The 11557-nt window shown below is 69.9% G+C and carries 12 protein-coding genes; 3 read left to right on the forward strand and 9 right to left on the reverse strand.

Annotated elements, in window-relative coordinates; translation table 11 throughout:
- Positions 1-5: 5 nt before the first annotated feature.
- Positions 6-422 (reverse strand): DM13 domain-containing protein, encoded by a 417-nt coding sequence (locus DAETH_RS19240; RefSeq protein ID WP_264777710.1) that lies wholly within the window; start codon positions 420-422, stop codon positions 6-8.
- Positions 423-549: 127 nt separating this feature from the next.
- On the reverse strand, positions 550-708 hold the full coding sequence (locus DAETH_RS19245) for a hypothetical protein (RefSeq protein ID WP_264777711.1): 159 nt from the start codon (positions 706-708) through the stop codon (positions 550-552).
- A gap of 45 nt (positions 709-753) precedes the next feature.
- On the opposite strand from DAETH_RS19245, the gene DAETH_RS19250 reads away from it, so the two are divergent.
- Positions 754-1401, forward strand: a complete 648-nt coding sequence (locus DAETH_RS19250; protein WP_264777712.1) for a LysE family translocator — start codon at positions 754-756, stop codon at positions 1399-1401.
- 552 nt (positions 1402-1953) lie between these two features.
- On the opposite strand, the gene DAETH_RS19255 is transcribed toward DAETH_RS19250, so the two are convergent.
- Both DAETH_RS19255 and DAETH_RS19260 read right to left on the reverse strand, forming a co-directional pair.
- Positions 1954-2940 carry an alpha/beta fold hydrolase gene (locus DAETH_RS19255; RefSeq protein ID WP_264777713.1) on the reverse strand — a complete coding sequence of 329 codons (987 nt, stop codon included), beginning with the start codon at positions 2938-2940 and terminating at the stop codon, positions 1954-1956.
- A 31-nt stretch (positions 2941-2971) separates the two neighbouring features.
- Positions 2972-3970, reverse strand: a complete 999-nt coding sequence (locus DAETH_RS19260; protein ID WP_264777714.1) for an NAD(P)-dependent alcohol dehydrogenase — start codon at positions 3968-3970, stop codon at positions 2972-2974.
- A gap of 255 nt (positions 3971-4225) precedes the next feature.
- Here DAETH_RS19260 and DAETH_RS19265 point away from each other — a divergent pair, with 255 nt between their 5' ends.
- Positions 4226-4750 carry a TetR/AcrR family transcriptional regulator gene (locus DAETH_RS19265; protein ID WP_264777715.1) on the forward strand — a complete coding sequence of 175 codons (525 nt, stop codon included), beginning with the start codon at positions 4226-4228 and terminating at the stop codon, positions 4748-4750.
- Between the two features lie 84 nt (positions 4751-4834).
- On the opposite strand, the gene DAETH_RS19270 is transcribed toward DAETH_RS19265, so the two are convergent.
- The 5 genes from DAETH_RS19270 to DAETH_RS19290 form a co-directional block, all read right to left on the reverse strand.
- On the reverse strand, positions 4835-5746 hold the full coding sequence (locus DAETH_RS19270) for an ABC transporter substrate-binding protein (RefSeq protein WP_264777716.1): 912 nt from the start codon (positions 5744-5746) through the stop codon (positions 4835-4837).
- Positions 5739-7187, reverse strand: a complete 1449-nt coding sequence (locus tag DAETH_RS19275; RefSeq protein ID WP_264777717.1) for a mercuric reductase — start codon at positions 7185-7187, stop codon at positions 5739-5741. The genes DAETH_RS19270 and DAETH_RS19275 overlap by 8 nt, the downstream gene beginning before the upstream one ends.
- Before the next feature lie 22 nt (positions 7188-7209).
- A complete protein-coding gene (locus DAETH_RS19280; protein WP_264777718.1) occupies positions 7210-7839 on the reverse strand; it encodes a DUF3455 domain-containing protein in 630 nt (209 codons plus the stop codon).
- A gap of 20 nt (positions 7840-7859) precedes the next feature.
- Entirely contained in the window at positions 7860-8279 is a 420-nt protein-coding gene (locus tag DAETH_RS19285; RefSeq protein WP_264777719.1) for an SBBP repeat-containing protein, read from the reverse strand.
- Between the two features lie 77 nt (positions 8280-8356).
- Entirely contained in the window at positions 8357-9562 is a 1206-nt protein-coding gene (locus DAETH_RS19290) for a hypothetical protein (protein ID WP_264777720.1), read from the reverse strand.
- 248 nt (positions 9563-9810) lie between these two features.
- Here DAETH_RS19290 and DAETH_RS19295 point away from each other — a divergent pair, with 248 nt between their 5' ends.
- The gene (locus DAETH_RS19295) at positions 9811-11454 is read left to right on the forward strand and encodes an IS1182 family transposase (protein ID WP_456264407.1); all 1644 of its coding nucleotides are present in this window, start codon (positions 9811-9813) and stop codon (positions 11452-11454) included.
- Positions 11455-11557 lie beyond the last annotated feature (103 nt).

Consider the following 11557-nt stretch of genomic DNA (forward strand, 5'->3'; position numbering starts at 1 on the left):
CGCCGTCACTGAAGCGGCGCGGCGCCGAAGGCGGTCTTCACGTCCGCGCACCACAACACGACGCTCTTGTAGTCGCTGGCCTTGGTTCCGGCGGGCAGCGTGTACGTGAAATTGCCGCTGAACTTCTTCAGGGTCCCGACGCCGACGTGCTTCACCCTGGCGATGTCCGCGTCCTTGGCGCCCTTCATAGGAGCGGCGCCCGTATACAGCCACACCTGAAGGTCCGGCCCGGGTTCGGTCTTGAGATTGCTCAGGGTCAACGTCATCTTGCCGCCCGACTCGCTCAGGGTGGCGGTGCCCGTGGTGGGCGCGCCCAGGGCGTGAAAAGAGCCCGAGTGGGACATGCCCGACTGGGCCGCCAGGGCGGTCAGGCTACCCAGCAGGGAGGTGACGAGGACGGCGGAGAGGAGCTGCTTGTTCATGAGACCTCCAGGGGGGCGGGGAAGCGGTGGCGGATGCCGGACCCAGGGCGCACCCTGGGCCTGAACCTGCGGTCTTTACGACACCTTTACTTATCCGGAGGAGCAGGGAAAAAACAGGGTAATAGGGTCAGGTCAGCGGGTGCACCGCGCGGACGGTCCAGGCGGTGCGCCCGAGCGGTCCGTCCACGACCTCGAAGCGGACCTGGGCGCCGGGGGACGGAGCGCGGTCCCCCTCGCCGGGGATGGCGGTGAAGGGCCGCGACTGGCAACGGACGCTGCTGGTCAAGTCAGAACTCCTCTCCGCGCTCCCGCCACGCGCGTACACTGATCCATGGCTTTGATTGACCCCGCCGCGCTTGGCACCTTCCTCGTCGCGTCGCTCGTCATCATCATGGCTCCTGGCCCCGACTTCGCCATGGTCGTCGCGCGTTCCATCAGCGGCGGCTGGCGGGTTGGCCTCTCCACAACCTTCGGCTTTTCGCTCGGCGTCCTCGCGCATACCCTGTTCGCCGCGTTCGGTCTCAGCGCCCTGCTGCTTACCTCCGCGCTCGCCTTCGAGATCGTCAAGTGGGCCGGGGCCGCCTACCTCATCTATCTCGGCATCAAGGCATTGCTCGAACGCACGCCGCATGTCGCCTTGCCCGGTCAGGGCGCAGCCCCGCCGACCCTGCGCCGGGCCTTCTGGCAAGCCGCGCTCACCGACCTCCTCAATCCAAAGGTCGCCCTGTTCTTCCTGGCGTTCCTGCCGCAGTTCATTCATCCGGAGCGAGGTTCGGTCGTCGCGCAATTCTTGATCCTCGGCCTGCTGTTCTTGCTCGTCGGTCTCGTGTGGGACGCGTTCCTGGCAGTCCTCGCTGGCCGCGTGGGCGTGTGGGCCGCGCGGCACCCGTGGTTCGTGCTCGTGCAGACCAGGATCAGCGGCGCCGTGATGCTCGCTCTCGGTGTTCGACTCGCTTTGTCGCGCCGCGACGCGGTGTAGCCCTCACACAGTCGCTGGAAGTGGGGCAAAGCGGGCGGTTCTTGCTGGCGCACGAGGCCGTCTGGACGACCACCATCCCCATCGCTTGCAGCCCCGCCCCCACTTGTCGGACGTACCGGGCGCGCTCAGGCCCGAGAGGTGAACGGTCTGTCCCCGGTGGTCGGGCAGGGCGAGGTCCGGGAAGAGGTCGCCGGGACCAGGAAGGCTACGGGAGCGAGCGGGGCCTGCCCGAAGGGGTCGGGCCGCACCTGAAGGCCCTGATGGCACCGTCGGCGCTCGACAATCTGGCGTTCCTCGCGCGTCAGGCGCACGAACACAGGTTCATTCTCAGGGCGTTGCCGTCCGTGACAGGCGCCATCGCGAGCCTCACGTCCACGTGAGTCGACGCCGTCCCGCAAGCGTCGACCAGGCAGGGTGACGTGGGCGTGAGGGCGCCGCCTCGGTGCGGAGGCCGGACCGGGGATCGGCGCCTGACAGGCGGTGCAGCGTCCGCGCCGTTCTCCTCCGTAGGGTCGGACCATGAGACCAGCCCCGGCGGCGTTCCCCTCACGCTCACCGCCCAGTGATCCCGTCCTGCCGCACGGGTGGCCGACTTTGCAGGAGCTGTTCGAGCAACGCGGCACTCCGGGCGGGCGACTCCTGTTCCGGCGTGCCCCGGGCCCGGTCCAGCACAATCAACTCTATTCCCGGATTCTGGGCGGCCAAGCGCCGCCCCGTCGGTAACCCCACCTGCCGCTCGTGCTCGCCCCACACCATCACGGCGGGCACGGGCAGGTCGCGCAGCAGGGGCGCGAGGTCGTAGCGCAGATCGCCGCTCAGGAAGGGCAGTGCCGAGTACGCCGCGCCCGGCCGCCGCGCCGAGTCCAGACTGCCCTCCACGACCTCCCGGCTCACCGCCGCCGGGTTGTAGAAGCCCTGCCCCCTCAGCCACGAGCGGATGAAGCTGCCCCGGTGAAAGATCAGGCGGTAGAACACGGGGCCTAGCGTGCGCGAGCGGGCAATCGGCGTGAACGTGCGCCGGTAGAACGGGGCAAAGGAGTCCTCGCCGAAGTCCAGACCGCCCGAGGGGGTCCACAGGATCAGGCGCCCGAACAGCTCCGGGCGTTCGCGGGCGAGTTCGGCCACCCAGCCTGCCGCGAGCCCCTGGGCCACGACGTGGACGGGCTCACCGAGGTGGGCCAGCAGGGTCCGCAACTGGTCGACGTACTCCCCTCCCAGCAAGGACCGCCTGGGGTGCTCGGAGCGCCCCCAGCCCACCCAGTCGGGAGCGACCACCCGGAAGCGCCGGGCGAGGACGGGGGCCACCTTGCTCCAGTACCACGCGGAGGCGCCGCCCCCGATGCCGTGCAGGAGCACCAGGAGTTGCCCCTCGCCCGCCTCGTAGTAGCTCATCTCGCCGCTGGGGGTGCCCGGGCTCCGCCGGGAGAAGCTCAGGTCCGTGAAGTCGGTGGTGGGGTCGGAGGTGAGGCGGCCCCGCCAGGTGAGGAAACCGGCGGCAGCGAGGCCGCCCAGGAGCGTCCAGAAGAGCGTCCGTTTCATCTTCGCCTCCCTTTTCACGGGGTCGCCGGGCTCATGCCCGTCCGACCAGCGAGCGGGCATTCTCGGCGCGCCGGGCGGCCAGGTCCTCGTCCACGGTGAGCACCAGCTTGCCGCGCACGCGCCCGCTCGCGCTGTACTCGTGCGCCGCCGCCCCGTCCAAGAGTGGGTGAGTGCGGTCGATGACACTCTTGAGTTGCCCACCCGCCAGCCACTCACCGAGCGTTTCGAGGTCGGCGCCGCTCGGCTGCACGAACAGCGACCGCAGGCGCCGACCTCCCCAGAAGGCCGACAGCCACGCGGGGGTGAGGTTGCCGATCACCGGGTTGACGGTGACGAACGTGCCGCCCGCCCGCAGGACACGCCGCGCCCGCCGGAAGGCGAGGTGGTTCACGGCGTCGAACACCACGTCGAAGCGCGGGGGACCGGCGGTGACCTCCTGCCCGGTGTAGTCGATCACCTCGTCCGCGCCCAGCGAGCGCACGAGTTCGGCGTTGCGGCCGCTGCACGCGGCGGTGACCCGCGCGCCCAGCGCCCGCGCGATCTGCACCGCGAAGGTGCCCACGCCGCCCGAGGCGCCGTAGATCAGGACGCGCTGCCCCGCCCGCAGCCCGGCCTTGTCGCGCAGGGCCTGCAGGGCGGTCAGCCCCGCGAGCGGAACGGCGGCGGCGTCCCCCAGGCAAATGCCGGTGGGGACAGGGGCGACCAGGGCTTCCCGGGCCACCGCGAGCTGGGCGTACCCGCCCCCCTCCCTCACCGGGAGCATGGTGAACACGGCGTCCCCAGGACGAAAGCGGGTGACGGCGCTTCCCACGGCCAGGGCGACTCCCGCCACGTCCGAGCCGGGCACGAAGGGGAGCTTCAGCCGCACGGCGCGGCGGAATTGCCCGCTGCGAAAGCGCCAGTCGGCGGGATTGATCCCGGCCGCAGCGACGCGGATCAGCACGCCGTCGGCGGGGACCTCTGGCCGGGGCAGGTCGAGCGGCTGAAGCACTTCGGGCGGGCCGTACCGGGTGAAGCCGAGCGCGTGCATGGTCGCTCCTTTCGCCGTGGGGCGGTAGTGATCTTAATACACCGAATGGTGTATTACCGACTGTACACGCCGGTGATCCTTCCCAAGTGCGTGCGGTCCCACCATTGAAGTGGAGGCTCGCCCCCACACTCGGGATCAGGAGGCTCCACCATCTCCAAGGCACCCAGGTCCACGCGCCCGGTAGGTCGGCCCCGGCGTTCCGCCCCCGGCGAGCCCGTCCCCGACACGCGCGCCCGGCTGCTGGGCGAGGCGCAGGTGTTGCTCGAACGCTGGGGCTACGCGGGCATGGCCGTGGAAGATGTGGCGCGGGCGGCGGGCGTCACCAAGAAGACCCTCTACCACCACTTCGGTTCCAAGAACGCCCTGGTGATCGCCCTGATCCACCTCCGCCTCGATGAGCACGGGGCGGCCGTGCGGGGCATTCTGGCCTCGGCCCCCAGCGCCCGGGAGGGACTGGAGGCCCTGACGCTGTGGTTCGCCGCGCGTCCGCCCGCCCACGACGTGTTGCGGGATACCGCCCGCTTCCTGCCCGGGGAGGACCAGGTGGTTCTGAACCAGGCCTTTTTGCGGCACGTGATCGCCCCCCTTGAGGAGGCGCTGCGGCGCGGAGTCGAGGAGGGGGAGTTCGAGCCCCACGACACGACGTTCGCGGCCTGGATGCTGCTGGGCATGCTGTCCACCCTGCCCGCGCTGCTGGTCCTGGGACATCTCCCGTCCCTGCCGGGGAGCCTGATGACGCTCCTGATGCGTGGGCTCGAACAGCCGAAGACTCCCCCCTGACCCGTGGTCCTCCCGGCGCCAACGTGGCGGGTCGGGTCAGAAGAAGATGGGGAGGACGACCGGTCTCCCCGGTTCCGCGTCCAGCTACCGAATCAACCCCTTGCCCCTCAGGTAGGCCCGCGCCACCTCCTGCGCGCTGCGGCCCTCCACCGCGATCCGCCCGTTGAGGGTTTGCAAGGTTTTCCCGTCCAGGCCAGCGAAAACCCGGTTCAGCAGGCCCTCGATCCTAGGGTCGGCCTTCAGGGAGGCGGTGCGGATGATGGGGGCGGGTTGATACACGGGCTGCACGCCCAACGGGTCTTTGAGGGCCACCAGCCCCAGGGCGGCGAGGGTGCCGTCGGTGCCGTAGGCCATCGCCGCGTTCACGCCGCTCGTCCCGGCGGACGCGGCCGTCTGGGTCTGGACCGGGGTGGCCCCGGCGAGCACGAGTTTCTGGTCGGCCCGGAGCTTGAAGCCGTAGGCCTTTTCAAACGCGGGCATGGTGTCGGGCCGGTCGAAGAACTCCGGCGACCCCGCGATCTTGAACGTTCCGCCCCCCCTCAGGTAGCGCGCGAGGTCGGCGAGCGTGGAGAGCCTGCCCGACTGCGCCAGCCTCCGGGGCACGGCGACGACCCAGGTGTTGTTGGCGTTGGCGGGCCGGAGCCACGTCACGCCGTTTTTCGCGTCGAGTTGCCGGGCGAGGGCGTAAATCCTGCTGGGGTTGCCGGCGTCTTTGGGGTTGATCTTGGCGTCGGAAAAGAGGTAAACGGCGTTGCCGGTATACTCGGGGTACACGTCGATCTCGCCCGCCAGCAGCGCCTTGCGGTTCACGCCGGTGTCCCCCAGGGCCGTCTTGTCGGTGACCTCCATCCCGGCATTCCTGAGCGTCAGGACGATCATCTGCCCCAGCAGTTGCGCCTCGGGGTCGAGCTTGGAGCCCACCACGACGGGCGCGGCGAGGGCGCCCGGGGCGAGAGCGGCGGACAGGAGGGCGGTGAGGTGAAGACGTTTAGGCATGAAGCTCTCCGGCAGGGTGAAACGCCACGGAGTCGCTTTCCGCAAGCGGCGGCACGTCTCCGAGGGTCATGAAGAGGTTATTCAGGGACTCGGCGAGCGTCGGGTGCGAGATCACCGCGTCACGCAGCGTGGTGAAGGGCAGGCCGCCCAGCATCGCCATCTGGAGGGTCGCCGCCACCTCGCCGCCCTCGGGACCCAGCACCGCCGCCCCGAGGATGCGGTGCGTCTTCCGGTCCACGACGGCCTTCATCATCCCCGCCGTGCGCCGGGTCTCGATGGCGCGGGCCACATACGCCATCGGCAGCGTGGCGACGAGGATGTCGAGGTTCCGCGCCCGGGCCTCCCGCTCGCTCAGCCCCACCCGGCCCAGTTGCGGGTCGGTGAAGAGGGTGTAGGTGGGGAGCCGGTGGAGATGCCCGCGTCCGTGGAGCAGCCGGTCGCGCACGAGCCGGTAGTCGTCGTAGGCGACGTGGGTAAAGGCGGGGCCGCCGTTCACGTCCCCCAGGGCGTACACCCCGGGCACGTTCGTCTCCAGGTCCGCGTTCACCGGGATGAAGCCCCGGGCGTCGAGTTCGATCCCGGCCGCCTCCACGCCCAGGCTATCCGTGTTGGGCACGCGGCCCGTGGCGACGAGGAGGTGCCGGGTGTGACGGACGCACGGGCCCTCGGGGGTGCGGAAGTGCAGCGTGGCCTCCCCCTCCGGCCCGGGCTCCACCCGCAGGTCCCGCACGAGGACGTGAACGTCCAGTCCTTCCTCCCGCAGGGCGCCGAGCAGGGTGCCCGCCACGTCCTCGTCCTCGCGGTCCACGATCTGCGCCCCGGTGTGCAGGACGGTGACGTGGCTGCCGAAGCGCGCGAACATCTGGGCGAACTCCAGCCCCACGTACCCGCCGCCCAGCACGACGAGGCGGCCAGGCACCGCGTCCAGTTCCATGATGCTCGTCGAGGTCAGCAGATGGGGCACGTGTCCGAGCCCCGGCACCGGGGGCAAGGCGGGGCGGGCGCCGACGTTGACGAAGATGTGTCCGGCGGTGAGGCGGCGCTCGCCCTGTGGGGTCCGCACGCTCACCTCCCCCGGCCCGGTGAAGCGCGCGTGCCCGAGGAGGGGGGTGACGCCCTGGGTGCCGCGCAGCCGCCGCTCGCTGCCCCCCGCGAAGGAGGCGACGAGTTCACGCTTGAGGCGGCGGACCTCGCCCAGGTCCACCCGCACCGGGCCCGCCTCCACCCCGTAGTCGCGGGCGCGCCTGGCGCGGTGCGCGGTCTCGGCGCAGGCGATCATCAGCTTGGTGGGCGAGCAGCCCTCGTTGACGCAGGTGCCGCCCCAGTGCTCCCGCTCGGCGATGGCGACCCGCCAGCCCGCGCGGCCCAGCTCGGCGGCGAGCGGTGTGCCCGCCTGCCCCGAGCCGAGGATGAGGGCGTCGTAGGGTTCCGGTTCGGGCATGGCAGCGTCCTTTCGGGCGGGCTCAGGGCGTGGGCGCGAAGAATTCGTAGAGGGCCGCGTAGGGCACCCGGGCCTCGGCGCCCACCCGGGAGGCGTCACAGCCCGTGGTGGGGGCCGTCCCACCCAGCGTGTACAGCCGCCGCACGAGGGTCGTCCCCTTGAAGGCGCCCGGCTGCCCACTCCGGGCCGGGGTCGTCGCGCGGGCCTCGAGCAGCAGCCAGGGAATCGCGGGCGGGGTGGAGGGGGGCGCGGGCACGCTCCTGAGGACGCGCCCCACCACCGTGCTGCCGTCCGCGCCGTCCTCCCAGGTGGGACCCGCGTAGTGCGTGCCGACCTTGCGGAACACGCCCCTCTCGGCGCCGTAGAGGTCCGCCTGCGGGGCCCGGAAGGTCCAGGTGGAGACCCCGCCCAGCGCCGCGCAGGTGTAGACCTGCACGCCCACGCCGACCACGCGGCGGGTGAGGCGGTTGCCCCCCGGCACGGCCAGTTCGGCGGGGACGCCGGGCAACTCGCCGGGGGTCTGCGCCGGGAAGGCGAGGGGCCGCGCGGTGGCGGGCAGGGAAGCCTCCGGGGCGGGCGTGCCCTGCCCACACGCGACGAGGCTGGCGGCGAGGAGGGCGAGGGGCGCGGTGCGGGCAAGGAAACTGAGCATGGGGACCTCCCGGGAAGGGCCTAGCGGGCCCCGCCGAACACGTCGAACTTCTTGACGAAGGCGTCCTGTCCGCCCTGCGACACCTGACCGTCCAGCCCCCCGGTGGTGGTGCCCCCGACCGTCACGCCCCACAGGGCGCCCGCGCTCACGCCGCCCGCGTCGTAGGACACCAGGAAGGCGTCGAGACCGCCGGGCGCGGGCTGCCCGTCGAGGCCCGCGCCGTTGTAGCCCACCACGTACACGTTGCCCCGCAGGTCACGCGCGATGCCGAGGGCGGTGTCGTCCTGATCCGTGCCGAACTGCCGGGTGCCGAAGGGGACGAGGGTGGTAGCTGACACGGGCGAGGCGGAGTTGGCCGAGGTCTCCGGGGAAGGTGTGGCCGTTCCGCTCGCCGCGAGCAGTCCGGCGAGCGACAAGGTGCAGGCGGGGTGTTTCAACACCTGCTCCTCCAAAGCTCGGGAGAGCGTGTCTGGGGGCAGCCCTGGACGCCGCCCTGGACGCCGCCCTCTGCTTCGGCTCACAGGAAGCGCAGGACGATGGGGCAATTCACCACGAAGCCCGTCGAGCCGAAACGCGCGCCGCCGGGCCCGGTGATGAAGCCGCGCTGCGCCATGCCGAGAATCTGGAACTCCTCGATCATCCGCGAGCGGTATCCAGCCTGAATGGCGGTGGGCGTCCACTCATACACGTTCAGGTCCCACATCGGGCTGTAGTCGGTCGCCACGGTGGGGATGCCGCCCAGCACGTTCAGCGGCCCGGGCACGCCCGCGTCCCCCAGCGCCGAGTTGAAGCCCTGCCGCTGGGGGTTCTGCTTGCCGGTCGGCCCGTTCACCGCCGCGAACAGGCGCTCGACCGCGCTGAAGACCCCGTCGTCCCCGCCCACCGGCAGGTCCTTCATGCCGGGCGCCAGGGTCACGTTCTCCATCGCGGCGGGCAGCTCGTCCGAGGCGTCGAGGCTGAGGTACAGCACCGGCTTGGAAAACGAGAAGCCCGGCGTGAGTTGCAGGGTGACGGTGCCGCCGCTCTTGCCCTCGGGGCAGATCGAGACCACCTTGTCGTGCACGAGCCGGTGGTCCACGTTGCCCCGACAGAAGCGGGTGAGTTCCCCCGCGGAGTTGCCGAAGGCCACGACCGGCGCGTTGTAGATGTGCCCGCCCGCGTTCTCGATGCGGACCAGTGGAGAGTAGTTCGCGTCTCCCACCGCACCCGCCTTGAAGGCGCGCGGCGGGAAGAAGTTGGGTGCCGCGCCGGGAGTGAGGACGTGCTCGGGGGCGAAGCTCACGGTGCCGGACGCGAAGGTGAGGGTCCCGTCGCGCCCCAGGGTGGCGTTGCGGGCGGCGCGGCCCACGTTGCCGTAGGTGAGCTTGGCGGAGTAGTTCAGGCCCAGGGCGTCGGCGTTGCCCCGGTCCGTCGTGTCGGTCAGGACGTACCAGACGTTCCTGCCGTCACGCATCTGCCCCCGGTACAGCGGCAGGGTGATCGTCCCCTTCTCCTGGTCCACCGTGCCCGAGCGCAGCAGTTGCAGGGGACCCACGAGTTCCTTCTGCGTCTGCGACGGGGCCGGGCCGAAGTAGGTCGCGGGAATGTCCGCGCCGATGGAGGCGGGCGCGGGGCGGGTGTCCGAGTCCTGGGCGTGGGCTGTCCCCACGGCGCCCGCGAGGAGCAGGGCGCCCAGGGTCAGGGCACGGGTGGTGTGGGGCCGCAGGCTGGTCATGTGTTGCATAGGTCCTCCCCCTGTCTCTCGTCGGCGGGTCAGGGCGGACCTGCCGACGGGTGTGCCGGGCTGCCGCAGCGCGGGTGTCCGCGCCGCGTCACCAACCCGGCGGTGTTTACGACACCTTCATCCTGGGAAGGGACAGGGGAAAAATCGGGGTAACGCGGGAGGTGGCTTCGAAGTCGCCCACGCTGGGGGTGGTTTAAGGACGCGATACCGTTGGCGAAGTCGGTGGGTGAGGCGCACCCTGAGAGATGCTGCGTCCAGACCCACTTGGCCCTATCCCTAAAGACACCGCTCGAATCGCCCTTGCGGCCTTTCCCAAAGGGAATCTCTACCTCAAGCTCCGAGACGAGTTGGGCGTGCTGTACACCGACCAGGACTTTGCAGCGCTGTTTCCAGCGCTGGGTCAGCCTGCCCTGCCTCCCTGGCGACTGGCGCTGGTCACGGTCGTCCAGTTCCTCGAAAACCTGACGGACCGGCAAGCTGCTGAACAGGTTCGAGCGCGGTTGGACCTTAAATACCTGCTGGGATTGGAACTGAGCGATCCAGGCTTCGACTTCAGCGTCCTCTCGGAGTTCCGGGCTCGTTTGGTCGCGGGTAAGGCCGAACACCTGTTGTTAGACAGGATGCTGACACGCTTTCGGGAGAAGGGCTTGCTCAAACGGCGTGGACAACAGCGGACCGACTCGACCCATGTCCTGGCAGCGATCCGCCACCTGACCCGGATCGAGTTTGTCGCTGAAACCTTCCGAGGCACGCTCAATGCAGTCGGGCGCCATGCGCCCGACTGGTTGGCCCCGCGACTGGACTCACGCTGGCGCGAGTGGTACGAACACCGTGTCGAGTCGTATCGCTTTCCTCAGGGCGCACAAGCTCGCTTGGCCTATGTGCAGCAGGTCGGGCAAGACGGCTTTTCGTTGCTCGACCGCCTGCACGCCGATCCCAGTGCGGCCCCGCTGCTGAGCTTGCCCGCCGTCCAGACCCTTGAGCTGGTGTGGTCGCAGCAGTTCAGACGCAAGGCGGGCGAAGTGCAGTGGAAGCCTGGCACTGCCGTCCCACCTTCTGCACAGCGACCGGAGTCGCCGTATGACACCGAGGCACGCTTCTCGACCAAGCGTGGTCGTGGCTGGGTGGGCTCCAAGGTGCATCTGACGGAAGCCTGCGAACCGGATCTGCCGGAAGTCATCACCCACGTTCATAGCTCGTCTTCCTGCACCCAGGACATCCAGGTCATGCCCACCCTTCACCACGCACTGGCGGCCAAGGAGATGTTGCCGAAGCAACATCTCGTCGATTCGGGCTATGTCAGTGGGACCGTCCTGGCCGACAGCTTGGAGCAGCATGGGGTCGAGGTCATCGGGCCCACTCGACCGGGAGCCAACTGGCAACTCCGTGATCCGGAGGCCTTCAAGCTCGACGACTTCAGCCTTCACTGGGAGAGCCAGCACGCGACCTGTCCGCAGGGCCAGCGGTCGACCAGTTGGCTGTTGGGGCAGAGCCCAGAAGGTATCCCCCTGGTCTTTGTCTCATTCCCACGCAAGGTGTGCCAGTCGTGCGAGGTCAGGGCGCGCTGTACCAAATCTACGAGCGATGGACGGTGCCTCACCTTGCTGCGCCAACCGGCCTTCGAGGCCCTACAAATGATGCGCAAGCAGCAGGAAACACCTGAGTGGAAGACCTTATACAACCGGCGGTCCGGGATTGAGGGGACAGTTTCGGTCGCGGTACGTGCCCATGGGGCACGCACCGCTCGGTATCGAGGAGAAGCCAAACTGCGCTTACAGGGGATGGCGACGGCAGCGGGAATCAATCTCGAGCGCGTCTACGCCTGGTGGCAAGGTCGGCCCAGGGCGGCGACCAGAACAGCTTGTTTCGCCCGCCTTCCAGCGACCGCCTGACTTCGCCAACGGTATCAGGACGCCGCTACAAAGAGCAAAGTGAGGGCGTTCTCGAGCTAGACCGGGAAGCGCCCGATCACCCGGTCGTACTCGTGCTGGGCCT

The organism is Deinococcus aetherius (genome assembly GCF_025997855.1).
Classification (GTDB): Bacteria; Deinococcota; Deinococci; order Deinococcales; family Deinococcaceae; genus Deinococcus; species Deinococcus aetherius.